The 21,974-nt window shown below is 75.0% G+C and carries 24 protein-coding genes; 10 read left to right on the top strand and 14 right to left on the bottom strand.

The genetic code is table 11. The features are described from left to right. Positions 1–19: 19 nt before the first annotated feature. The 4 genes from FXF65_RS29120 (at position 20) to FXF65_RS29105 (ending at position 5,619) form a co-directional block, all read left to right on the top strand. Positions 20–1,864, top strand: coding sequence for an ABC transporter ATP-binding protein (locus FXF65_RS29120; RefSeq protein WP_148353241.1), 1,845 nt, complete (start codon positions 20–22; stop codon positions 1,862–1,864). Continuing rightward, entirely contained in the window at positions 1,861–3,642 is a 1,782-nt protein-coding gene (locus FXF65_RS29115; protein ID WP_378232511.1) for an ABC transporter ATP-binding protein, read from the top strand. Before FXF65_RS29120 ends, FXF65_RS29115 begins: the two co-directional genes overlap by 4 nt. Positions 3,643–3,854: 212 nt before the next feature. After that, positions 3,855–5,111, top strand: a complete 1,257-nt coding sequence (locus FXF65_RS29110; protein ID WP_246199185.1) for a hypothetical protein — start codon at positions 3,855–3,857, stop codon at positions 5,109–5,111. Between the two features lie 79 nt (positions 5,112–5,190). Further along, positions 5,191–5,619, top strand: a complete 429-nt coding sequence (locus FXF65_RS29105; RefSeq protein ID WP_148353240.1) for a hypothetical protein — start codon at positions 5,191–5,193, stop codon at positions 5,617–5,619. A gap of 34 nt (positions 5,620–5,653) precedes the next feature. Here FXF65_RS29105 and FXF65_RS29100 read toward each other — a convergent pair whose 3' ends face one another. Further along, positions 5,654–6,952: an FAD-dependent oxidoreductase gene (locus FXF65_RS29100; protein WP_148353239.1), complete on the bottom strand. Its 1,299-nt coding sequence runs from the start codon at positions 6,950–6,952 to the stop codon at positions 5,654–5,656. Between FXF65_RS29100 and FXF65_RS29095 the strand changes: the two genes are divergently transcribed. Then, the gene (locus tag FXF65_RS29095) at positions 6,951–7,523 is read left to right on the top strand and encodes a TetR/AcrR family transcriptional regulator (RefSeq protein ID WP_148353238.1); all 573 of its coding nucleotides are present in this window, start codon (positions 6,951–6,953) and stop codon (positions 7,521–7,523) included. The genes FXF65_RS29100 and FXF65_RS29095 overlap by 2 nt on opposite strands. A gap of 12 nt (positions 7,524–7,535) precedes the next feature. On the opposite strand, the gene FXF65_RS29090 is transcribed toward FXF65_RS29095, so the two are convergent. Next, a complete protein-coding gene (locus tag FXF65_RS29090; protein WP_148353237.1) occupies positions 7,536–8,255 on the bottom strand; it encodes a phosphorylase family protein in 720 nt (239 codons plus the stop codon). 126 nt (positions 8,256–8,381) lie between these two features. Between FXF65_RS29090 and FXF65_RS29085 the strand changes: the two genes are divergently transcribed. Further along, complete coding sequence (locus FXF65_RS29085) at positions 8,382–8,720, top strand: hypothetical protein (protein ID WP_148353236.1); 339 nt, start codon at positions 8,382–8,384, stop codon at positions 8,718–8,720. A 35-nt stretch (positions 8,721–8,755) separates the two neighbouring features. Next, positions 8,756–9,931 carry a winged helix DNA-binding domain-containing protein gene (locus tag FXF65_RS29080; protein ID WP_148353235.1) on the top strand — a complete coding sequence of 392 codons (1,176 nt, stop codon included), beginning with the start codon at positions 8,756–8,758 and terminating at the stop codon, positions 9,929–9,931. On the opposite strand, the gene FXF65_RS29075 is transcribed toward FXF65_RS29080, so the two are convergent. The 3 genes from FXF65_RS29075 to FXF65_RS29065 form a co-directional block, all read right to left on the bottom strand. Continuing rightward, complete coding sequence (locus tag FXF65_RS29075) at positions 9,921–10,187, bottom strand: hypothetical protein (RefSeq protein WP_148353234.1); 267 nt, start codon at positions 10,185–10,187, stop codon at positions 9,921–9,923. The genes FXF65_RS29080 and FXF65_RS29075 overlap by 11 nt on opposite strands. After that, the gene (locus tag FXF65_RS29070) at positions 10,184–11,374 is read right to left on the bottom strand and encodes a hypothetical protein (RefSeq protein ID WP_148353233.1); all 1,191 of its coding nucleotides are present in this window, start codon (positions 11,372–11,374) and stop codon (positions 10,184–10,186) included. Before FXF65_RS29070 ends, FXF65_RS29075 begins: the two co-directional genes overlap by 4 nt. 73 nt (positions 11,375–11,447) lie before the next feature. Continuing rightward, positions 11,448–12,050: a sigma-70 family RNA polymerase sigma factor gene (locus FXF65_RS29065; RefSeq protein ID WP_246199184.1), complete on the bottom strand. Its 603-nt coding sequence runs from the start codon at positions 12,048–12,050 to the stop codon at positions 11,448–11,450. A gap of 116 nt (positions 12,051–12,166) precedes the next feature. Here FXF65_RS29065 and FXF65_RS29060 point away from each other — a divergent pair, with 116 nt between their 5' ends. Further along, complete coding sequence (locus FXF65_RS29060; RefSeq protein ID WP_148353232.1) at positions 12,167–13,852, top strand: CocE/NonD family hydrolase; 1,686 nt, start codon at positions 12,167–12,169, stop codon at positions 13,850–13,852. Here FXF65_RS29060 and hisF read toward each other — a convergent pair. The 8 genes from hisF to FXF65_RS29025 form a co-directional block, all read right to left on the bottom strand. Next, the gene (hisF, locus tag FXF65_RS29055) at positions 13,849–14,610 is read right to left on the bottom strand and encodes an imidazole glycerol phosphate synthase subunit HisF (protein ID WP_148353231.1); all 762 of its coding nucleotides are present in this window, start codon (positions 14,608–14,610) and stop codon (positions 13,849–13,851) included. The two genes, FXF65_RS29060 and hisF, sit on opposite strands and share 4 nt — an antisense overlap. A gap of 16 nt (positions 14,611–14,626) precedes the next feature. Further along, the gene (gene priA / locus FXF65_RS29050) at positions 14,627–15,346 is read right to left on the bottom strand and encodes a bifunctional 1-(5-phosphoribosyl)-5-((5-phosphoribosylamino)methylideneamino)imidazole-4-carboxamide isomerase/phosphoribosylanthranilate isomerase PriA (RefSeq protein ID WP_148353230.1); all 720 of its coding nucleotides are present in this window, start codon (positions 15,344–15,346) and stop codon (positions 14,627–14,629) included. 39 nt (positions 15,347–15,385) lie between these two features. Continuing rightward, a complete protein-coding gene (hisH, locus tag FXF65_RS29045) occupies positions 15,386–16,021 on the bottom strand; it encodes an imidazole glycerol phosphate synthase subunit HisH (protein WP_222868785.1) in 636 nt (211 codons plus the stop codon). Beyond that, positions 16,018–16,188, bottom strand: a complete 171-nt coding sequence (locus tag FXF65_RS43985) for a hypothetical protein (RefSeq protein ID WP_187412541.1) — start codon at positions 16,186–16,188, stop codon at positions 16,018–16,020. Before FXF65_RS43985 ends, hisH begins: the two co-directional genes overlap by 4 nt. A gap of 2 nt (positions 16,189–16,190) precedes the next feature. Continuing rightward, positions 16,191–16,784, bottom strand: a complete 594-nt coding sequence (gene hisB, locus FXF65_RS29040; RefSeq protein ID WP_148353228.1) for an imidazoleglycerol-phosphate dehydratase HisB — start codon at positions 16,782–16,784, stop codon at positions 16,191–16,193. After that, positions 16,781–17,881 (bottom strand): histidinol-phosphate transaminase, encoded by a 1,101-nt coding sequence (locus FXF65_RS29035; protein ID WP_148353227.1) that lies wholly within the window; start codon positions 17,879–17,881, stop codon positions 16,781–16,783. Before FXF65_RS29035 ends, hisB begins: the two co-directional genes overlap by 4 nt. After that, on the bottom strand, positions 17,878–19,185 hold the full coding sequence (gene hisD / locus FXF65_RS29030) for a histidinol dehydrogenase (RefSeq protein ID WP_148353226.1): 1,308 nt from the start codon (positions 19,183–19,185) through the stop codon (positions 17,878–17,880). Before hisD ends, FXF65_RS29035 begins: the two co-directional genes overlap by 4 nt. A gap of 67 nt (positions 19,186–19,252) precedes the next feature. Beyond that, positions 19,253–20,068: a PhzF family phenazine biosynthesis protein gene (locus tag FXF65_RS29025; protein ID WP_148353225.1), complete on the bottom strand. Its 816-nt coding sequence runs from the start codon at positions 20,066–20,068 to the stop codon at positions 19,253–19,255. Between the two features lie 191 nt (positions 20,069–20,259). Between FXF65_RS29025 and FXF65_RS29020 the strand changes: the two genes are divergently transcribed. Then, positions 20,260–20,922 (top strand): LON peptidase substrate-binding domain-containing protein, encoded by a 663-nt coding sequence (locus tag FXF65_RS29020; protein WP_148353224.1) that lies wholly within the window; start codon positions 20,260–20,262, stop codon positions 20,920–20,922. A gap of 32 nt (positions 20,923–20,954) precedes the next feature. Continuing rightward, positions 20,955–21,452 carry a Cys-tRNA(Pro) deacylase gene (gene ybaK / locus FXF65_RS29015; RefSeq protein WP_148353223.1) on the top strand — a complete coding sequence of 166 codons (498 nt, stop codon included), beginning with the start codon at positions 20,955–20,957 and terminating at the stop codon, positions 21,450–21,452. Here ybaK and FXF65_RS29010 read toward each other — a convergent pair. After that, positions 21,336–21,953: a hypothetical protein gene (locus FXF65_RS29010; RefSeq protein ID WP_148353222.1), complete on the bottom strand. Its 618-nt coding sequence runs from the start codon at positions 21,951–21,953 to the stop codon at positions 21,336–21,338. The genes ybaK and FXF65_RS29010 overlap by 117 nt on opposite strands. Between the last annotated feature and the right edge of the window lie 21 nt (positions 21,954–21,974).

Below are 21,974 nucleotides of genomic sequence, written 5' to 3'. Positions count from 1 at the left end.
GCCGTGTCGAGGAGTCGCCATGCCACCTGCGTCCAAACGGGTCAGCCCGCACGTCCTTCGGGAGGGGCTCGGCGTGCTGAGGGTCGCGGTGCGGGCGGAACCCCGGGTCTTCGCCCTGTCGGTGCTCGCGAGCGCGCTCTACGCGGCGATGACCGTGGCGACCGCGCGGGTGCTCGGCTGGGCGACGGAGACGGTGGTGCTCCCGGCGTTCGAGTCCGGGCACACGACCGCCGGGGCGCTGTCCGGCGCCGCGCTCGCCGTCGTCGGCGTCGCGCTGCTGAAGGCGATCGGCGTGGCGGGCCGCCGCTACTACGCGGGCGTCATGCAGTACCGCCTCCAGGCCGAGTACCGCCGCGCCGTGACCCGCCAGTACCTGCGGCTGCCGCTCGCCTGGCACCACCGGCACCCGACCGGGCAGCTCCTGTCCAACGCAAACGCCGACGTCGAGGCGGTGTGGGCGCCGATCGCGCCGCTGCCGATGGCGGTCGGCGTGGTGTTCATGCTGCTGATCGCGGCGGTCTCGATCGTGGTCACCGACGTGGTCGTGGCCGGGGTCGGGTTCCTCGTCTTCCCCGCGATCGCGCTGATCAACGTCCTGTACCAGCGGCGGCTGTCGCCGGTCGCGACCCGCGCGCAGCAGTTGCGCGCGGAGGTCAGCGAGGTGGCGCACGAGAGCTTCGAGGGCGGGCTGGTCGTCAAGACCCTCGGCCGCGAGGAGGCCGAGACGGCGCGGTTCGCCGAGCGTACCGAGGCGCTGCGGGACGCGAACGTCGCCGTCGGCCGGATCCGCGGGCTGTTCGACCCGGTGCTGGAGGCGCTGCCGAACCTCGGCGTCCTCGCCGTCCTGCTGATCGGGTCGGTGCGGCTGGACTCCGGCGCCATGTCGCCGGGCGACCTCGTGAACGTCGCGTACCTGTTCACGCTGCTGTCCTGGCCGATCAGGGCGCTCGGCTGGGTGCTCGGCGAGGTGCCGCGCAGCGTCGTCGGCTGGGAGCGGGTCCGGGCCGTCCTGGACGCGACCGGCTCCCTCCCCTACGGCGACGGCGGGCTGGACGGCGGCGGGAAGGCGTCCGCGCTGGAGGTCAGGCACGTCCGGTTCGGGTACGAACCGGCGCCGGAAGCGCCCGCCGCCGCGGAGCGGGACGTCCTGCGCGACGTGACGTTCGCGGCGTCCCCCGGCCGGACGATCGCCGTGGTCGGCCCGACCGGCTCCGGCAAGTCGACGCTCACCTCGCTGCTCGTCAGGCTCGTCGACCCGGCGGACGGGGCGGTGCTCCTCGACGGCGTCGACCTGCGGGACGTGCGGCGCGGCGGGGTCGCCGAGACGGCGGCGCTCGTCCCGCAGCAGACGTTCCTGTTCGACGACACCGTCCGGGGCAACGTGACGCTCGGGCTGGACGTCCCCGACGAGCGGGTCTGGGAGGCGCTGCGCCTCGCCCAGGCGGAGGGGTTCGTCGCGGCGCTCGACGCCGGGCTCGACACCCGCGTCGGCGAGCGCGGGGCGACGCTGTCCGGCGGGCAGCGGCAGCGGCTCGCGCTGGCGCGGGCGCTGGTCCGGCGGCCGCGGCTGCTCGTCCTGGACGACGCGACGTCCAGCGTCGACCCGCAGGTGGAGGCCCGCATCCTCCAGGGCCTGCGGGAGGCGCGGTCCGGGGACGCGACCGTCGTGGTCGTCGCCTACCGCAAGGCCACCATCGCCCTCGCGGACGAGGTCGTCTACCTGGAGCACGGCCGGGTCGAGGCGCGCGGGGCGCACCCGGAGCTGTTGGAGCGGTCCGAGGGCTACCGCAACCTGGTCAACGCCTACGAGCGGGCGGACGCGGACCGGCAGGCCGTCGAGGGCGGCGAGGAGGCACTGGCATGAGCATGACGATCGAGACGGGGACCTCCGACGGCGCCCTCAGCACGCTGCGCCGCGGGATCCGGATGAGCCCGGAGTTCACCGCCGGGCTGGCCGGGACGCTCGGGCTCGCGCTCGTGTCCACGGCCGGACGGGTGGTCGTGCCGATCGCCGTCCAGCAGACGATCGACAAGGGCCTCGGCGGGACGGACGGCCCCGACCTCGCCTTCATCCGGACGGCGGTGCTCCTCTGCGCGGCGGCCGTCCTGGTGACGGCCGTGTGCGCGTACCTGATGAACGTCCGGCTGTACCGGACGTCGGAGGGCGGCCTCGCCGCGCTGCGGACGAAGGCGTTCCGGCACGTCCACGACCTGTCGATGCTCAGCCAGAGCAGCGAGAAGCGCGGCTCGCTGGTGTCGCGGGTCACGGGCGACGTCGACCAGATCAGCCAGTTCATGCAGTCGGGCGGGCTGATGTTCATCGTGTCGATCGGGCAGCTGATCGTCGCGAGCGTGCTGATGCTCGTCTACTCGTGGCAGCTCGCGCTGCTGGTGTGGGTGGCGTTCGTGCCGCTCGGGTGGGCGCTGCGGCGCTTCCAGCGGATCCTGTCCACCGCCTACATGGGGGTGCGGGAGCGGATGGGCGACCTGCTGGCGGCGGTCAGCGAGTCCGTCGTCGGCGCCCCGGTGATCCGCGCGTACGCGTCCGAGGAGCGGACCGGCCGCCGGGTGGACGAGACCGTCGACGCGCACCGCGACGCCCAGTCCCGCGCCCAGGCCATGGTCGCGCTGACGTTCCCGGTCAGCGAGCTGGTCGCCGCCGCCGCGACGGCGGCGGTCGTCATCGCCGGGACGCTGCTCGGCATCGGCGGCCACCTGACGGCGGGCGAGCTCATCGCGTTCCTGTTCCTCGTGACGCTGTTCGTCAGCCCGATGCAGACCGCGACGGAGGTGTTCAACCAGGCGCAGAACGCGATCGCCGGATGGCGGCGAGTGCTCGGCGTGCTGGACACCGTCCCCGACGTCGCCGACCCCGGCGCGGACGGCGAGACCCTGCCGCGCGGTCCGATCGAGGTCCGGTTCGAGTCGGTGGGGTTCGCGTATCCGGGCGGGCCGCCCGTCCTGCACGACGTCACGGTCGACATCGCGCCGCGCAGCCGGGTCGCGGTCGTCGGGGAGACGGGCTCGGGCAAGACGACGTTCGCGAAGCTCCTCACCCGCCTCATGGACCCGGTGTCGGGCCGCGTCCTGGTGGACGGGGTGCCGCTCGACCGGGTCCGGTTCTCGTCCCTGCGGGAGCGGATCGTCATGGTCCCCCAGGACGGCTTCCTGTTCGACGCCTCCCTGGGCGACAACGTCCGGTACGGGCGTCCGGAGGCGTCCGACGCCGACCTCGTCCTCGCCCTGACGGAGCTGGGCCTCGCCGACTGGCTGGACGGCCTCCCCAGCGGCCTGGACACCCCGGTCGGCCAGCGCGGCGAGTCCCTCTCGGCTGGCGAGCGCCAGCTCGTGGCCTTGGCCCGCGCCTACGTCGCCGACCCGGACCTCCTGGTCCTGGACGAGGCGACCTCGGCCGTGGACCCGGCGACGGAGGTCCGCATCCAGCGCGCCCTGGACGGCGCGACCCGCGGCCGAACCGCCATCTCCATCGCCCACCGCCTCTCCACCGCCGAGTCGGCCGACGAGGTGATCGTCTTCGACGCGGGCCGCATAGTCCAACGAGGCCCCCACGCGGACCTGGTGGCCCAACCCGGCGTCTACGCCGACCTCCACGCCTCCTGGATAGCCCAACGAACCCTCTAACCGCTGACCGGCCCCACGGGTCGTGCGGCCGGAGGCGCCCCAGCGCCGGAGGCCGCACGACCCGCCGAGCGGCGGGCCGCTTCCCGGGCCGCGAACGCGGAACGAGAAGCGGCCCGCCGCGAGCAACGGGGGTTCCAGGGGGTCGCCCCCCTGGGCAAACACAGCCTCTAAAACACTTGCCCGTTATCTGGTCGCGTGCGCATTCTGGCCTCGTGAATAACGAGGTCGTGTTGGAATCGGCGGGTACGCTGCACGGTCAGATGCAGCGGGGGCTCGGGAGGGCCGCGCGGCGCGCGGCGGACCGCCGGGGCGCGGGCGAGTACGTGTACGACTGCGTGCGGCGCGATCCGCGGTGGGACCCGCAGTGCGAGTCGCGGAGGTTGTACTACGCCCGGTTGATGGTCGATCTGGAGTTGCCGGCGGGGCCGGTGGCGGCCCATCTGTTCGATCCGGCGGACCACGCGGACGCGGACGAGTGGCGGGTCGATCTGGCGTTGGGCGTGCTGGCGGACCTCGTGCGGCTGAGCAGGCGGGAGGCGGCGGTGCCGCTGCGCCGGTACGCCGAGGAGGGCGCGCAGTGGTTCGACGCCGTTGAGGAGTTGATCGACCTTGAGGATCCGTCGCTGACGGTCGGGTTGGACGATCTCGTCGCCGCGCGGTGCGACGAGGGCGATCTGGAGATGCTGATCCCGTCCCATCGCAATCCGGTGATCGAGACGTGGGCGGCGCGGCAGCCGCGGATCGCGGAGGCGCTGGCGCGGCACCGGGAGGCGGGCCGGGCGGCGCGCCGGGCGATGGTCGCGGCGCCGGGCCGGGACCGGCAGAGCGAGGACGAGCTGCTCGATCTGGCGCGGCGGCGCGGGGAGGGCGCGATCGCGGCGATCTTCGAGCTGGGCAGGCGGCGGACGATGGCGCTGCTGGACCTCGCGGAGGAGCTGCTGCCGCAGCGGCCGAGCCGGTACGGCGGCGCGGTGTGCCGGGCGCTGCGCGAGTACGGCCCGGAGACGCTGCCGCGGGCGCGGGCGTGGGCGGCCGAGCGCGGCGGCTGCGCGGAGATGGGGCTGCGCATCCTGGCCAGACACGGCACCCGGCAGGACGTCCCGCTGCTGATGGACGAGTTCCGGGGCGCGCTCGGCAGGCGCGAGTGGCGCGCCGCCGCGAGTCCGATCGAGGGCCTCGGCAGGCTCCGCGCGGGCGAGGCCGTGCCGCTGTTGAAGTCCGCTTGGACCGAGTCGACCTATGCCTATTTGAGACCCCGGATATTGACCGCGTTGACGAGAACGGCCCCGCACACCGCCGAGTCCTACACCGTCGAGGGGCTGTGGGACTGCGAGGAGGGCGTCCGCGTGGAGGCCGCGCAGTCCGCGCCGCTGACCGACGACACGCGGCTGCGCCTGCAACGGCTGCACCACGACGGGGCCGAGGAGCCCGACGTCCGCGCCGCCGCCGCGGCCCGCCTGATGACCTGACCCCGCCGCCGGTGAACCCCGCCGGGCCGGGATGCGTATTCACCCCCCGAATCGCGCGTCTCACCCCGGAGGAAGAGCGATGGGTCCCCGACACCACCTCGGCCTGCTGAGGCCGGTCCTGCTGTGCGCGGCCGCTTTGGCGCTGCCGCTGGCCGCGGGCTGCTCCGCGAAGTCCGGCGCGTCCGGCGAGAAGGACGCGAAGCCCGCGTCGATCCAGCGGCTCGCCGAGCAGACGGGCTGCGCGCTCACCGGCAAGCGGAAGGTGAAGGACCTGGAGCAGGGCAACTGCAAGACCGCCCAGGGGCGGTACGTCCTGCTCAGCTTCACCACCGACCAGGGCATGAACGCCTGGCTCGACGAGGCCAAGCCGTGGGGCGGGGCGTACCTCGTCGGGCCGCGCTGGGTCGCGGTGAGCGAGGACAAGACCCTCACCACGCTCCGCAAGGACCTCGGCGGCGAGATCGTGTACGGCGCCGGGCACGACATGGGCGGCATGAACCACGGCTGACCCGTCCGGCGCGTCCCCTCAGGTGCGGTCCGGCTCAGGTGCGGGGCGCGCCGGCGGTCAGCTCGGACAGCCGCATCGCCATCCTCCGGCGCACGGCCGGGACGCGGTCGAGCACCCGCAGGAGCAGGTTGCGGGCGCGCCGCGCGGGGGCGCCGCCGGAGGTCGCGGCGCGGGTCATCCGGTCGGTCATCCTGACGACGCCCTCCGCGACGGGCCGCCGCTCGGCCTCGTACGCGTCGAGGCTCGCCGCGGGCGCGTCCCCGGCGAGCACGGCGGCGAGCCGGGGCGCGAGGGCGATCGCGTCCTGGAGGCCGGTGTTCATGCCCTGGCCGCCCGCGGGGCTGTGGACGTGGGCGGCGTCCCCGGCGAGCAGGACGCGCCCCGCGCGGTAGCGGTCGGCGAGCCGGTGGTGGACGCGGAAGCGGGAGCTCCACACGACCTCGGTCACCCGGCCGGGCGAACGGCGGGGGCCGCGCTCGTCCAGCAGCGCCTGGACGTCGGCGAGCGCCGGACGCTCGGGGGCGTCGTCCATCGTCGCGACGATCCGGTGCCGCCCGCCGGGCAGCGGCGCGACGACGACGAGGCCCGCCGGGGAGAAGAACAGCTGGACCTCGTCGGGCCGCAGGCCCCAGTCGAGCCGGACGTCGGCGAGGACGAACGACTGCGCGTACCCGGCCCCGGCGAAGCCGATCCCGGCCAGCTCTCGGACGGTGCTGTGCATGCCGTCCGCGCCGACCGCGTACCGGGCGCGCACCGTCTCGCCGGTCGCGGTCGCCGCGGTGACGCCGTCCCCGTCCTGGACGAGGGAGACCACCTCGTGGCCCCGGCGGACCTCGCCGCCCGTCGCGCGCAGCCGGGCGGCGAGCACCTCCTCGGTGACGTCCTGCGGCACCATCAGCGTGTACGGGTACCTGGTCGGCAGGCCGTCGAAGTCGATGGCGAGCAGGGCCCGGTCGCCGTCCCGGACGGTGAACCGCGGCACGACCACGCCGCGTCCGACCAGCTCGTCGGTGACGCCGACGGCCTCCAGGACCTCCAGGGTGCGGGCGTGGACGACGGCGGCGCGCGAGGTGTTCGCGCCCTCGGCCTGCCGGTCGACGAGCACGACGTCCACGCCGCGTGAAGTGAGCGCCGCGGCGAGCGCGAGGCCGACCGGACCGGCGCCGACGACAAGGACGTCCGTGCTGGTCGGAAGGCCGGCGGGGAGGGGTGCGGGGGGCTGTGCGGACATGGCGTCCTCCGAATCAACAACTGTTTGCCAACGTCTGTTGGCATTGACTGTACGCCGACCGCCACCCGTTGCCAACACGTGTTGGCCTACGATTGTGGGCATGGCATTCACGCAGCGCTCCGACCAGACCCGGGCGACGATCCTGGACGCGGCCCGCCGCCGGTTCGCCGCGGACGGGTACGACCGGGCGACGATCCGCGCGATCGCCGCCGACGCAGGCATCGACCCGTCGATGGTGATGCGCTACTACGGCAGCAAGGACGGCCTCTTCGCGGCGGCGGCCGACGTCGACCTGCGGCTGCCCGACCTCGCCCGCGTCCCGGCCGGCGACCTCGGCCGCACCCTCGTCCGGCACTTCGTGGAGCGCTGGGAGGGCGGCCTCGCCGACGAGGTGCTGCCCGTCGTGTTCCGGTCGGCGATCACGAACGAGGCCGCCGCCGCCCGGCTCCGGACGATCTTCGGCGGCCAGGTCGCCGCCGTGCTCGCCCCGCGCGTGCCGGACCCGGCCGAGCTCCCCGCCCGCGCCGGGCTGATCTCCTCGCAGCTGCTCGGCATCGCGCTGTGCCGCTACATCCTGCGGCTGCCGCCGGTCGTGGACATGGACGTGGACGCGCTCGTCGCGAACCTGGCGCCGACCGTCCAGCGGTACCTGACCGGACCGCTGCCCGGCTGAGGAGGGGGACGGTCAGGGGGTGCGGGCCCCGGCGTCCTCGGCCGGGTCGGCCTCGCCGCGCACGAGGAGCGCGCCCCAGCGTTCGAGGGCCGGGCCGATCCGCGCGAGGACGCGCCGCGCCGCCAGCCCCCGCCCGATCGTGCCCGGACGCAGCAGCGGCCGCCCCGGCCCGTCGACGACGACCCGGACGGCGGCGACCGGACGTCCCCCGGCGCGGGCGGCGACGACGGCGGACTCCATGTCCGCGACCCGCGCGCCCTGCGCCGCCCAGATCGCCCGCTCCCTGCCCCGGACGACGCGGTCGGTGGTCACCAGCGGCCCGACCTGCACGCTCAGCCCGTCCCTGATCAGCTCTTCGGCGAGCAGCCGCGGCGCGCCGCACGGCACCGGGCGGGCGCCCGGGTCGGCGGCGCGGATCTCGTCGGCGACGAGGACGTCCCCGGGCCGCAGCCGCTCGTCGAGCGCGCCGCCGAAGCCGACGACGACGAGGGCGGCGCGGTCGCCGGGCAGCCGGTCGGCGCGGCGGGCGCGGTAGCCGACGACCACGACGGGCATGCCGGCGAGGCCGCGGCGCACCGCGCGGGCCTCCAGGCCGAGCGCCGCGCACACCACCGGGCCCACGGCCCGGCAGGTCTCGTCGGCCCCGTACTGGTCGGCCCCGTACTGGTCGGCCCGGTACTGGTCGGCCCGGTACTCCGCGGCTCCGTACTCCGCGGCCTCGTCGGCGGTCATCCGTCCAGCGAAACACGCCGGACGCCGAAGATCCAGTTCCGTCACCGCGCGGGACTACATCCGGCCGCCGGGAATCCGCCTCGCGGAGGGCGCGGTCCGGCGGTGCGCGCGCCTAGACTCCGCGGCATGACCTCCTTTCCCCTTCGGCGGAAGCTGGCCGTGGTCCCCTTCCTGCTGCTGCCCCTCGGCGCCCTCGCGGCGTGCGGCGGGGAGAACAGCAAGACCGACTGCAACGTGAACTCGTGCACCGTGACCTTCGACCGCGGCGTCGACGCGAGCGCGTCCATCCTCGGTGTGAAGGCCGAGTTGGTGAAGGTCCAGGGCCAGATGGTCACGCTGAAGGTCGGCGGCCAGACGGTGACGGTACCGGCCGGCGGCGACGGGGAGCAGGCGGAGGGGTTCGACGTGTCCGTCCAGTCCGTCACGAAGGACCAGGTCGTCGTGCGGATCTCGGCGAACGGCTGACCGGGGCACCCGCCGGGGCGGGCTAGGATTCGCTCATGCGTTCGATGAGCGACGCGGAGCGCCGGGCCAGGCTCGGCGTCCGCCACCGGCTGTCCCCCGCGACCCGGGCCGGCGACGTCCTCGACGCCGCGCGGGCGGTGGTCGTGCTGCACGCCACCGACCCGGCCACCGTGTTCCTGGCGGTCGCGGCGCGCACGGCGGGCGTCGGCCCGGCGGCGGTGGAGCGCGCCCTCTACGACGACCGGACGCTGCTGCGGATGCTCGCGATGCGCCGGACGATGTTCGTCGCGCCGACCGAGCTCGTCCCGGTGCTCCAGGCGTCCACGGCGAACGCGCTGGCGGTCAAGCAGCGCGCGACGTACGGGCGGATGATCGAGCGCGGCAGCGACGTCGCGGACGTTCCGGCGTTCTTCGCCGAGGCGGAGCGGGCCGCGCACAAGGCCCTGCTGGAGCGCGGCGAGGCGACGGGCGCGCAGCTCAGCGCCGACGCGCCCATCCTGCGGACGCAGGTCGACCCGGCGCCCGGCAAGTCCTACTCGCGGCCGACGAGCGTCACCACGTGGGTCCTCGTCACGCTCGGCTGCGAGGGCCGCATCGTCCGGGGCCGCCCGAACGGGACGTGGGCCAGCAGCCAGTACCGGTGGTCGCCCGTCGAGGCGTGGCTGCCCGGCGGCGTCGCGGACGTCCCGCCCGCCGAGGCCCGCGCCGAACTCGTCCGCCGGTGGCTGCGCGCGTTCGGCCCGGCCCCCGCCGCCGACCTCAAGTGGTGGACGGGCTGGAACGCCGGTGACGTCAAGAAGGCCCTCGCACTCCTCGACGTCACCGAGGTCGACATCGGCGGCGGCACCGGGATCGTCCTGTCCGACGACCTGGAGCCGACGCCGCCGCCCGAGCCGTGGGCGGCGCTGCTGCCCGCCCTCGACCCGACGCCGATGGGCTGGCGGGAGCGCGGCTGGTTCCTCGGCGGGCACGGCCCGCGGCTGTTCGACCGCAACGGCAACATCGGCCCGTCCGTCTGGTGGGACGGCCGGATCGTCGGCGGCTGGGCGCAGCGCGCGGACGGCGAGATCGCCGTCCGGCTGCTGGACGACGTCGGCGCCGACGCCGGGGCCGCGATCGACGCGGAGGCCGCGCGGACGGCCGCCTTCTACGGCGGCGTCCGCGCGGTCCCGAGGTTCCGCACCCCGCTGGAGCGCGAGCTCACGTCCTGACGCGGGCGATCAGGGACGCGACGACCTGCGCCCGCTCCGGCGGCCCGGCGGCGAGCCCGCGCAGCACGTCCAGGTCGTAGCGGCCGAGCTCGACGCCGTGCTCGGCGCAGACGCGCAGGAGCAGCTCCAGCGTCCGGGCCCGCATCACGCCGTGCTTGGCGTGCCCGGCGTAGATGTCGCGGACGTCGGCGTAGGCGTCCGCCTCGGTGTCGTACGGCCCGCTCACGGCGGCGGCCTCCCTCACCGGCGCGGTCACCGGATCCTCCCGAGGCGGTAGTCGGCGCCGTCCCGCCAGAGCAGCCAGCCGCCCGCGGCGAGCACCTGCCCGGCCCAGGTGTGGACCCGCCCGGTCCTGGTGTCGTAGACGGTCGAGCTCCGCCCGGCCGCGTACGCGATCACGCGGTCCCCCGCGGTGAGCTGCGCGGCCGCCTCGTCCTTCGCGCCGTCGCGCGGGGTCCGGGCGATCTCGGCCCGGCTCTTCCAGCCGTCCCGCTCGACGATCCGGAGGCGGCCGTCGACGGCCCAGGCGAAGTAGCGGCCGTTGGCGGCGGCCTGCCATACCTGCTCCGGCGGGGCGGGCGTCCCGCCCCCCAAGAACGTGGTGTGGTCGCCCTCCGTGACGCTCTTGACCTCCTGCTCGGGCAGCGTGACCGGGCGCACGCCGGTGGGCAGCGGATGATCCCTGACGACCCGGTCCTTCCTGACGTCGATCTCGCGGAGCACGCGCTTCTGCCAGGGCTCCACGACGAACATCGTCGGGTAGGCGAACGCCTTGGCCACGCCGAGCGTCGACCCGAGGTGGTTCGCGGTCGATTCGCCGGTGTCGCCGCAGCCCTTGGTCCTCGCCTCCCACGGCTGCTCCATCGGGTCGCTGGCGACGACCATGCCGCCGCTCGCGAGGACGGGCTGCTCCGGCGTGGTGCCCTGCGGCCCGATCCGGCGCAGCAGCCCGCCGGACGTCCGGCAGGTGAGCAGCCAGGACCCGGGATTGATCCAGGTCGTGAACCCGGGCCCGGTGCTGAGCCCGCCCTCGGCCTTCGCGGTGAGGTCCTTCGGCTTCGGGGCGCGCGGCCCGGCCGACCAGACGCGCCGGTCGGGGGTGCGGCCGATGACCGAGCCGTCCGTCCCGACGGCGTCCGGGCGGAACGCGGCCCCGCCCGCGACCGTGCCGGGGATCGTGACGATCGTGGACCCGTCCACGAGGGCGCCGGGCGTCCCGGCCGCGCCGAGGGCGTCCGGTCCGTCGTCGTGCAGCGCGGCGGGCAGCGTCGCCGCGACGGCCACCCCCGCGGTCGCGAGCGCCGCCGCCGGGACGGCGACCCTGCGCCTGGCCCGCGCGCGGCGCAGCCTGCGGGCGTTCTCGGCGTGCGCCCCGGCGCGTGGGCGGACGGCCTCCGCCCGCGCCCCGAACGCGTCCCGGAGCCTGTCCTCGATGCCGTTCATGCGTCCCTTCCCTTCCGGGGGACGGCCCCCGGCCCCCCGTAGGGGCGGGGCCGTGATCCTCGCTCAGCCGCGGTCATGCGTCCTCCTCGTCCTTGAGTCGCCTGCCGAGCGCGGCGATGGCGCGGGCGCCGTGCGCCTTGACGGTGCCGACGGCGATGCCCAGCGTCTCGGCGGTCTCCCGCTCGGTCAGGTCGAGCCAGTACCGCAGCACGAGCACCTCGCGCTGCCGGGCGGGCAGCGCCGCGACCGCCGCGAGCAGCGCCCGGACGTCCTCGCCGTGCACGACGTCGTGCTCGGCGGACCCGGCCGTCCCCGGCGGGGCGAGCTGCGCGTGCCTGCGCCGCGCCATCCGCAGGTGCCGCAGCCGGCTGCGGGACGCGTTGCACACGCTGGACCGCAGGTAGGCGAGAGCGGCCCCCTGGTCCCGGAGCGTGCGGCGCTTGCGGTGCAGCCGGACGAAGGCGTCCTGGACGACGTCCTCGGCGTCATCGGCGCCGAGCAGCGCGGCGAGTCTCACCAGCCCCCAGAAGTGGTCGGCGAACAGTTCCTCGTACCCGTCGTCGTCTGCGTGCGCGTCGTCTTCGCGTCCGTGGTCTCCGTGCCCGTGGTCTCCGCGTCCGTGGTCTCCGTGCGCGAGGGGCATGGCGACGGCCTCTGCTGTCACGTGGTGCGTCACACGCCAGAGACGAACGTCGGCCGGGAAGGTTTACTCGGCGCGCGCGGGTTTCTCGCGGTTGCGGCCCGCGCGGGCGGTTAATTACCAAGTAGTAGCCAATCGCGGACGGAGACAGCATGGCGCCCTGGGATCGACTGCCCGCCCCGCCGGTCGGGCTCCTCCGTCCCCGCGGGCTGCTCCCCTACACCGTCGAGCGCGACCTGCCGGTGGCCATGCCGGACGGCGTGGTCCTGCGCGCCGACCGGTACATCCCGCTCGGGGTGCGGCGGCCGCCGACGATCCTCGTCCGGACGCCCTACGGGCGGCGCGGCCCCGCCGCCCTCGCGAACGGGCTGCCCTTCGTCCCGTTCGGGTTCCAGCTCGTGGCGCAGAGCACGCGCGGGACGTCCGGCTCCGGCGGCGAGTTCGACCCGCTCGGCGGCGAGGGCGAGGACGGCCTCGCCACCGTGGCGTGGCTGAAGCGGCAGCCGTGGTTCCACGGGGCGTTCGCCGCCTTCGGCCCGAGCTACCTCGGCTACGCGGCGTGGGCGATCGCGGCGGAGGCCGGTCCGGAGCTTAAGGCGATGTCGCTGCAGATCACCGCGTCCACGTTCCGGGACGCCGCCTACGTCGGCGGGTCGTTCGCGCTGGAGTCCACGCTGACCTGGACGGGCCTGACGCACCGGCAGCGGCGGCGGTTCGGGATGCTGACCGGGCCGCTGGTGTCGCACCGCCGGGCCCTGCGCGCCGCCCGGTCCGGCCGCCCGCTCTCCGAGCTGGACGTCCTCGCCGGCGGCGAGCAGATGCGCTTCTACCAGGACCTCCTCGCCAGCCACGCCGAGGAGAACGGCTACTGGGACGGGCGCGACTTCAGCGGCACCGTCGGCGAGGTGGGCGCACCCGTCACCATGCTCGGCGGCTGGTACGACGTGTTCCTGCCGTGGCAGCTCCGGGACTACCTCGCGCTGCGGGCGGCCGGGCACGTCCCGTACCTGACGATCGGGCCCTGGTGGCACACCGACCCGCGGCACGGCCTCGTCACGATCCGCGAGTCGCTCGCCTGGTTCCGGGCGCACCTGCTCGGCGACCCGTCCGGGCTGCGGCGCGATCCCGTCCGCGTCTACGTGACGGGCGCGCGGGAATGGCGGCACTACCGCGACTGGCCCCCGCCCGGCATGCGGCAGGCGCGCTGGCACCTGCACGCGGGCGGCGGCCTCGGCGAGGACGGCCCCCGGGACGGGCCGCCGACCGCCTACCGCTTCGACCCGGCGCGCCCGACGCCCGCGCTCGGCGGGCCCACCCTCCTCGGCAGCTCCCGGCCGGTCGACAACCGGCCCGTGGAACGGCGCCCGGACGTCCTCGTGTTCACCTCCGCCGCCCTCCCCGAAGACCTGGACGTGATCGGCCCGGTCGGCGCCGACCTGTTCGTCCGCTCGGACCGGGAGCACACCGACTTCGTCGTCCGGCTCTGCGACGTCGCGCCGGACGGGGCGTCCCGCAACGTCTGCGAGGGCGGGCTGCGCCTCCCCGCCGCCGCGGAGAAGCCCGTCGGGACGGACGGCGTCCGCCGGATCGCCGTCGACCTGTGGCCGGCCGGGCACCGGTTCCCGCGCGGGCACCGCGTCCGCGTCCACGTGACGAGCGGCGCCCACCCGAAGGTCGCCCCGAACCCGGGCACCGGCGAGCCGCTCGCCACCGCGACCCGCATGGTCACGGCCCGCCAGGAGGTGTTCCACGACCCCGACCGGCCGTCCGCGATCATCCTGCCGATCGCCGAGCGCGGGCCCGACGCCGCCGTTCCCGCCGACGAGGACGCCCTTTAGCGGACCGGCTCGCCCGCCTCGCGCAGGGCCGCCTTGACGTCGGAGATCTTCAGCTCGCCGAAGTGGAAGACGCTGGCGGCGAGGACCGCGTCCGCGCCCGCCTTGACCGCGGGCGCGAAGTGCTCCACCGCCCCGGCGCCGCCGCTGGCGATCACCGGGACCGTCACCGCGCCGCGGACCTTCGCGAGCATGTCCAGGTCGAAGCCCGCCTTGGTGCCGTCCGCGTCCATGGAGTTGAGCAGGATCTCCCCGACGCCGAGGTCCTGGCCCCGGCGGGCCCACTCGACCGCGTCGATGCCTGTCCCCCGGCGTCCGCCGTGCGTGGTGACCTCGAAACCCGAGGACGTGCCGTCCGCCCGGCGCGCGTCGACCGACAGGACGACGCACTGCGACCCGAACCGGTGCGCGGCCTCCCGCAGGAACTCCGGACGCGCGATCGCCGCCGTGTTCACCGAAACCTTGTCGGCGCCCGCGCGGAGCAGCCGGTCGATGTCGTCCACGGTGCGGACGCCGCCGCCGACCGTCAGCGGGATGAACACCTGCTCGGCCGTCCGCCGGACGACGTCGTACGTCGTGGACCGGTCGGCGCTGGACGCGGTGATGTCGAGGAACGTCAGCTCGTCCGCGCCCTCGGCGTCGTAGCGGGCGGCCAGCTCGACGGGGTCGCCGGCGTCCCGCAGGTTCTGGAAGTTGACGCCCTTGACCACCCGGCCCGCGTCGACGTCCAGGCAGGGGATCACCCGAACCGCGACGGTCACTTCACGGCCTCCCCACTCATTTCACGGCCTCCAGGGCTTCCTCCAGCGTGAACGCCCGCGCGTAGAGGGCCTTGCCGACGATCGCGCCCTCGACGCCGTCCCCGGCGAGCCCGGCGAGGGCGCGCAGGTCGTCCAGGGACGAGACGCCGCCCGACGCGATCACCGGCTTGTCGGTGCGGGAGCAGACCTCGCGGAGCAGGCCGGTGTTGGGGCCGCGGAGGGTGCCGTCCTTGGTGACGTCGGTGACGACGTAGCGGGGGCAGCCGTCGTCCTCCAGGCGGGCGAGGACGTCCCACAGGTCGCCGCCCTCGCGCGTCCAGCCGCGGGCGGCGAGGGTGGTGCCGCGCACGTCCAGGCCCACCGCGATCCGGTCGCCGTGCGAGGCGATGATCTTGCGGCACCAGGCCGGGTCCTCCAGCGCGGCGGTGCCGATGTTGACCCGGGCGCAGCCGGTGCCGAGGGCCGCCTCCAGCGACGCGTCGTCGCGGATGCCGCCGGACAGCTCGACCTTGACGTCCAGCCGCCCCGTCACCTCGGCGAGCAGCTCGCGGTTGGAGCCGCGGCCGAACGCGGCGTCGAGGTCGACCAGATGGATCCACTCCGCGCCCGCCCGCTGCCAGGCGAGCGCCGCGTCCAGCGGCGCGCCGTAGGAGGTCTCGGTGCCGGCCTCCCCCTGGACCAGGCGGACGGCCCGGCCCGAGGCGACGTCGACGGCGGGAAGGAGCGTCAGGGACATGCGGAAACCCTATCGAGGCAGATGACGGAAGCGGACAGGTCAGCCGAGCGTGCCGAGCCAGTTGCGGAGGAGGGCCGCGCCGGCGTCGCCGGACTTCTCCGGATGGAACTGGGTGGCGCAGAGGGGGCCGTTCTCGACCGCGGCGACGAAGCGGTCGCCGTGCTCGGACCAGGTGACGAGCGGGGCCGGGATGGTACCGGTCGGGTCGGCTTCGAGGTCCCAGCTCCGCGCGGCGTAGGAGTGGACGAAGTAGAACCGCGCGTCCGCCAGGCCGTCGAACAGGACGGACCCGTCGGGCGCGTCCACGGTGTTCCAGCCCATGTGCGGGACGACCGGCGCGTCCAGCCGGTCGACCGTGCCCGGCCACTCGGCGCAGCCCTCGGTGGTGACGCCGTGCTCGATGCCCTTGGCGAACAGGATCTGCATGCCGACGCAGATGCCGAGGACGGGACGCCCCCCGGCGAGCCGCCGTCCGATGATCTGCTCGCCGCGCACCGCGCGCAGCCCCGCCATGCAGGCGGCGAACGCGCCGACGCCGGGGACGACCAGGCCGTCCGCGTCGAGCGCGGCGTCCCGGTCGGCGGTGACGGTCACCTCCGCGCCCGCGCGGGCCACGGCCCGCTCGGCGGACCGCAGGTTCCCCGACCCGTAGTCGAGGATGACGACCTTCCTCACAGCCACAGCACGCCTCCGAGGACCGCGAGCCCGGCGAAGATCAGCAGGATCAGCGCGCCGAACTTGATGCCCTGCTTGATGAAGCTGTAGACGCCCGCGAGCAGGAACAACGCGACCGCGAACAGCGCGACGTTGCTGAAGCCGAGCTCCGCGCCGGCGATCTCCACCGCTACAGCGCCCCCTTCGTGGACGGCACGCCGTGCACCTTCGGGTCGAACGCCACCGCGTCGCGCAGCGCCCGCGCGAGCGCCTTGAACTGCGCCTCCACGATGTGGTGCGCGTTCCGCCCGTACGGGACGTGGACGTGCAGCGCGACCCGCGCGTTCGACACGAACGACTCGAACACGTGCCGGGTCATCGTGGTGTCGTACTCGGGGCCGATCATGGGGGCCATGCCGTCCGGCTCGACGTGCACCAGGTACGGGCGGCCGGACACGTCGACGGTGACCTGGGCGAGCGCCTCGTCCAGCGGGATCGACGCGTCGGCGAACCGCCGGATGCCGGACTTGTCGCCGAGCGCCTCGCGGAACGCCTGGCCGAGCGCGATCGCGGTGTCCTCGATGGTGTGGTGGCTGTCGATGTGCAGGTCGCCCGTGGTCTTGACGGTCAGGTCGAACGACCCGTGCTTGCCGAGCTGGGCCAGCATGTGGTCGAAGAACCCCACGCCGGTCGCGACGTCGACCTGCCCGGTGCCGTCCAGGTCGATCTCGACGAGGACCGTGGTCTCCTTGGTCCCGCGCTCGACTCTGCCCTTGCGCGTCACAGACCCTCCTTCAGTGCTTGTGTCAGTGCGGTGCGGAAGGCGGCCATCTCGCCGGGGGTGCCGACGCTGACCCGCAGCCACTCGGGCGGCCCCACCTCCCGGATCAGGACGCCGCGCGCCAGCAGCGCCTCCCACACGGCGCGGCGGTCGGGGAACGTCCCGAACAGGACGAAGTTGGCGTCGGAGTCGGCCACCCGGAACCCCTCGGCGCGCAGCCACGCGACGATCGCGTCGCGGTCGCGGCGCAGCGCCTCGACGCCGCCGAGCAGCTCCGCGCCGTGCGCGAGCGCCGTGCGCGCCACCGCCTGCGTGACCGCCGACAGGTGGTACGGCAGCCGGACGAGCAGCAGCGCGTCGACCACGGCGGGGTCGGCGGCGAGGTAGCCGAGCCGCGTCCCGGCCATCGCGAACGCCTTGGACATCGTCCGGGTGACGATCAGCCGGGGACGGCCGTCGAGCAGCGTCAGCGCGGACGGCGTGCCCTCCCGCCGGAACTCGGCGTACGCCTCGTCGACGACGACCATGCCGGGCGCCGCGTCGAGGACGGCCTCGATCGCCGCCAGCGGCAGCGCGGTGCCGGTCGGGTTGTTCGGCGAGGTCAGGAACACGATGTCGGGACGGTGCTCCTCGATCGCCGCGACCGCGCGGGCCGGGTCGATGCCGAAGTCGTCGTCGCGGACGGCGTTCACCCAGCGGGTCCCGGACACCCCGGTGATGATCGGGTGCATGGAGTAGGACGGCTCGAAGCCGAGCGCGGTGCGGCCCGTCCCGCCGAACGCCTGGAGGATCTGCTGGATGATCTCGTTGGAGCCGTTCGCCGCCCACACCCGGCGGCCGTCGAGCCCCACGCCCGGCGTGTCGGCGTTCAGGAACGCGGCGAGGTCGGCGCGAAGGGCGACGGCGTCGCGGTCCGGGTAGCGGTTCAGGGTTCCGGCGACGTCCATGACGGCCTCGCCGAGCGCCTTCACCAGCCGGTCGGACGGCGGGTACGGGTTCTCGTTGGTGTTCAGCGCGTACGGGACGTCGAGCTGCGGCGCGCCGTAGGGCTCCCGGCCGCGCAGGTCGTCGCGCAGCGGGAGGTCGCCGAGCGAGGTCACGACGGCACCTCCCAGTCGAAGCGGGCCTTCAGCGCCGCGCCGTGGGCGGGCAGGTCCTCGGCCTCGGCGAGGGCGACGACCCGGGCGGTCGCGTCGGCGAGCGCGTCGCGGTCGTACTCCACGACGTGCACGCCGCGCAGGAACGACTGCACCGACAGCCCGGACGAGTGGCAGGCGCACCCGCCGGTCGGCAGGACGTGGTTGGACCCGGCGAGGTAGTCGCCGAGCGAGACCGGCGCGTGCCGTCCGACGAAGATCGCCCCGGCGCTGCGGACGCGGGCGGCCACGGCCGCGGCGTCCGCGGTGTGGATCTCCAGGTGCTCGGCGGCGTAGGCGTCCACGACGCGCAGGCCGTCGTCGACCGAGTCGACGAGGACGATGCCGGACTGCCGCCCGGCCAGCGCCTCGGTGATCCGCCCGCCGTGCTTCGTCCGGGCGACCTGGGCCGCCAGCTCGGCCTCGACCTCGTCCGCGAGCCGGACCGAGTCGGTCACGAGGACGGCGGCGGCGAGCACGTCGTGCTCGGCCTGGCTGATCAGGTCGGCGGCGACGTCGACCGGGTTCGCGGTCGCGTCGGCGAGGATCGCGATCTCCGTCGGGCCCGCCTCGGCGTCGATGCCGATCACGCCCTTGAGCAGCCGCTTCGCGGCGGCGACGTACACGTTGCCGGGCCCGGTGACGAGGTCGGCGCGGCGGCACTCCTCGGTGCCGTAGGCGAACATCGCGATCGCCTGCGCGCCGCCCGCCGCGTGGACCTCGTCGACGCCGAGCAGCGCGCACGCCGCCAGGATCGACGGGTGCGGCAGGCCGCCGAACTCCTTCTGCGCGGGCGAGGTGACGGCGAGCGAGGCGACGCCCGCCTCCTGCGCGGGGACGACGTTCATGACCACGCTGGACGGGTACACGGCCTGCCCGCCCGGCACGTACAGCCCGACCCGCTCGACCGGGATCCAGCGCTCGGTGACGGTGCCGCCCGGCACGACCTGCGTGGCGACGTCGCCGCGGCGCTGCGCCCGGTGCACGACGCGCGCCCGGCGGACGCTCTCCTCCAGCGCGTCGCGGACGGCCGGGTCGAGCTCGGCGAGCGCCCGCTCGATCTCCGCCGCCGGGACGCGGGTGCGCTCCAGCGCCACCCCGTCGAACGCCTCCGTGTGCTCCCGGACCGCCGCCGACCCGCGATGGCGCACGTCGTCGCAGATGGGCCGCACCTTCTCCAGGGCGGCCTCGACGTCGAGCTCGGCGCGGGGCAGCACGGAGCGCAGGTCGCCGGGCAGCGAGCCGCGCAGGTCGATTCGGGAAATCACCCGTCCAGTCTACGGAGTGCCCTCCGTCCCTCGCGCACCGTCTCACGTGCCGAGACGCACGGGTCGATCAGGCTTTCAGCTCCCCGTCGAGGACGGTCGCGGCCGTCCCGGACAGGACGACGCGGTCACCGCGCAGCGCCACGCCGACCCTGCCGCCGCGCGCCGACGCCTGGTACCCTGTCAGCGCGCCGCGGCCGAGGCGCGCCGCCCAGTGCGGGGCGAGCGCGCAGTGCGCGGAGCCGGTCACCGGGTCCTCCCCGCCCTCCGGCAGGACGCGCGGGGCGAAGAACCGGGACACGAAGTCGTACCCGCGCCCGGCGTCCGCCGCCGCGGTGACGATCACGCCCCGGGCGTCGACGCGGGTGAGCGCCGCGACGTCGGGCGCCAGCTCGCGGACGGCGGTCTCGTCCGCGACCTCGGCGAGCACGTCGTTCTGGACGTTCCGGCCCGCCGCGGCCACCGGGACGCCGAGCGCCTCGGCGAGCCCGTCCGGGACGTCGACCGGTTCGGCCGGGCAGGACGGGAAGTCCATCGACAGCGCGCCGTCCGCGTCCCGCTCGACGGTGAGGACGCCGCTCTTGAGCGTCCGGAACCGGACCGGGCGTCCGGGCTCGGCCGTCCCCGTCTCGTACAGCGCGTGGGCGGCGCCCATCGTGGCGTGCCCGCACAGCGCGACCTCCACGAGCGGGGTGAACCAGCGCAGCTCGTAGTCGGCCTCGGGGTCGTCCGGGAGCGGACGCGCGAACGCGGTCTCCGAATGCCGCATCTCGGCCGCGACACGCTGCATCCATGCGGGCTCGGCGGCGTCCCGGAGAAGGCACACCCCCGCCGGGTTCCCGCTGAACGGACGGTCGGCGAAGGCGTCCACGACGAGCATCCTCATGGCGGCGACGGTACCCTCCGCCCCGCGCGGGCGGCACGGCCGATCGGGGGCGAGCGGCCCGGCACCCGGCGGAGCGATGACTTTCGCTTCACAATCTGAAAATCTCTCTCTTACCAAGATCATCGCCTTCGACGTAGGCTGGCGCCGAACGGCGTTCCCCCGGTGGCGCCCCCGGAACGTGGAGAGAGAGTGTGACCGAGCGGCTCCCCCTGTTCCCGCTGGGCACCGTGCTGTTCCCAGGGCTGGTGCTCCCCCTGCATCTGTTCGAGGACCGCTACCTCAAGCTGGTCGCCGACCTGCTCGACCGGCCCGAGCCGCGCGGTTTCGGCGTCGTCGGCATCGAGCTCGGCCACGAGGTCGGCGAGTCCGCCGCGCACCGGCTCGCGGAGGTCGGCTGCGTCGCCGAGCTGCGCGACGCCCGCCGCCACCCGGACGGCCGGTACGACGTCGTCACCGTCGGCGCCCGCCGGTTCCGGCTGAAGGAGCTCGACCGGTCCCGCCCCTACCTGCAGGGCGAGGTCGAGCTCCTGCCCGAGGACGCGGGGACCGACCCGGAGCCCGCGGCGGTGCGCGTCCGGCGGCTGTACCGGCTGTACCGGCACCGGCTGCGCGCGGCGGGGGCCGGCCCGTTCGAGGACGGCGACCCCCCGAGCGACCCGGTGGCCCTGTCGTACGCGATCGCGGCGGCGCTCGTCCTGGACGGCCACGAGAAGCAGCGGCTGCTGGAGTGCGAGGACGCCGCGCTCCGCCTTGAGGCCGAACGCGACCTGCTGGCCAGGGAGAACCGCATCCTGGACGTGCTGCCGATGCTCCCCGCCGGCCAGTTCCTGGACGGTTCGTTCCACCCGAACTGACCGGCCCCGGCGGGCCACGGCAGACTTGCGCCATGAGCACCCCGAAGGCCAAGGGCGGCATGGGCACCCCGGCGACCGTCGCGGCAGCCAAGGCGAAGATCGAGTTCACCCTGCACCCCTACGAGGCGGACCCGGACGCCGAGTCGTACGGGGCGGCCGCCGCCGAGGCCCTCGGGATCTCCCCCGACCGGATCTTCAAGACGCTGCTCGCCGAGGTGGACGGGCGGCTCACGGTCGGCGTCGTCCCGGTGTCGGCCACCCTCGACCTGAAGGCGCTCGCCGCCGCCGCGGGGGGCAAGAAGGCGCGGATGGCGGACCCGAAGGACGCCGAGCGCGCCACCGGCTACGTCGTCGGCGGGATCAGCCCGCTCGGCCAGCGCAGGCGGCTGCCGACCGTGGTGGACGAGTCGGCGTCAGGGCTCGCGACCGTCTACGTCTCGGCCGGGCGCCGCGGACTGCAGATCGAGCTCGTCCCCGCCGACCTCGTCCGGCTCACCGGCGCCGCCGTCGCGGCCATCGCCCGCGGGTAGCCGCCGGACGAGAAGTTCGAGCAGCCCGTACGCGGCGACCGCGACCACCGCCCAGAACACGAGGACGCCCTTGGCGCGCAGGTCGGCGACGCCCGTCACGGTGTCGCCGTCGTGGGCGCGGCGGACCGCGGCGTGGAAGCCGTCCAGCCCGATGAGGTGGCCGGTCCGCCAGACGAGGACGGCCGCGGCGACGCCGCCGACGGCCAGCCCGAGCAGCAGCGCGAGGTCGTTGCCGCGGCCGCCCGCCAGGTAGGCGGCGCAGCCGCAGACCAGCCCGGCGATCATGGCGATCAGCGCGAACCGGGCGTCGATCCCGATCGGACCCTGACCTTCCGGATCGGCCAGCAATGGCTCACCTTGAACTATTACGTATGTCACCTTGGGGACGGTCTTCGCCCACAGCAGCCCCAGCGGCGGACCGAGCAGCGTGACGATGGCGGCGGTGACCGCCCACGTCCGAAGGATCCTCGACGTCAAGAGCCGCCCGGCGGGTCCCCGCACCTCGTACGCTCCTCGATGAAG

Origin of the sequence: Actinomadura syzygii, from assembly GCF_008085905.1 — a bacterium.
In the GTDB taxonomy this organism is placed as follows: domain Bacteria; phylum Actinomycetota; class Actinomycetes; order Streptosporangiales; family Streptosporangiaceae; genus Spirillospora; species Spirillospora syzygii.
This window is presented reverse-complemented; position numbering and strand designations above follow the sequence as displayed.

Excerpts from the sequence above, each read along its gene's own strand:
- FXF65_RS29025 (WP_148353225.1), bottom strand. The coding sequence starts at position 20,068 with ATGAGGATGCTCGTCGTGGACGCCTTCGCCGACCGTCCGTTCAGCGGG.
- FXF65_RS29090 (WP_148353237.1), bottom strand. The coding sequence starts at position 8,255 with ATGACCGCCGACGAGGCCGCGGAGTACGGAGCCGCGGAGTACCGGGCC.
- FXF65_RS29115 (WP_378232511.1), top strand. The coding sequence starts at position 1,861 with ATGAGCATGACGATCGAGACGGGGACCTCCGACGGCGCCCTCAGCACG.
- FXF65_RS29095 (WP_148353238.1), top strand. The coding sequence starts at position 6,951 with ATGGCATTCACGCAGCGCTCCGACCAGACCCGGGCGACGATCCTGGAC.
- ybaK (WP_148353223.1), top strand. The coding sequence starts at position 20,955 with ATGAGCACCCCGAAGGCCAAGGGCGGCATGGGCACCCCGGCGACCGTC.
- FXF65_RS29085 (WP_148353236.1), top strand. The coding sequence starts at position 8,382 with ATGACCTCCTTTCCCCTTCGGCGGAAGCTGGCCGTGGTCCCCTTCCTG.
- FXF65_RS29100 (WP_148353239.1), bottom strand. The coding sequence starts at position 6,952 with ATGCCCACAATCGTAGGCCAACACGTGTTGGCAACGGGTGGCGGTCGG.
- FXF65_RS29120 (WP_148353241.1), top strand. The coding sequence starts at position 20 with ATGCCACCTGCGTCCAAACGGGTCAGCCCGCACGTCCTTCGGGAGGGG.
- FXF65_RS29105 (WP_148353240.1), top strand. The coding sequence starts at position 5,191 with ATGGGTCCCCGACACCACCTCGGCCTGCTGAGGCCGGTCCTGCTGTGC.
- FXF65_RS29080 (WP_148353235.1), top strand. The coding sequence starts at position 8,756 with ATGCGTTCGATGAGCGACGCGGAGCGCCGGGCCAGGCTCGGCGTCCGC.
- FXF65_RS29060 (WP_148353232.1), top strand. The coding sequence starts at position 12,167 with ATGGCGCCCTGGGATCGACTGCCCGCCCCGCCGGTCGGGCTCCTCCGT.
- FXF65_RS29070 (WP_148353233.1), bottom strand. The coding sequence starts at position 11,374 with ATGAACGGCATCGAGGACAGGCTCCGGGACGCGTTCGGGGCGCGGGCG.
- priA (WP_148353230.1), bottom strand. The coding sequence starts at position 15,346 with ATGTCCCTGACGCTCCTTCCCGCCGTCGACGTCGCCTCGGGCCGGGCC.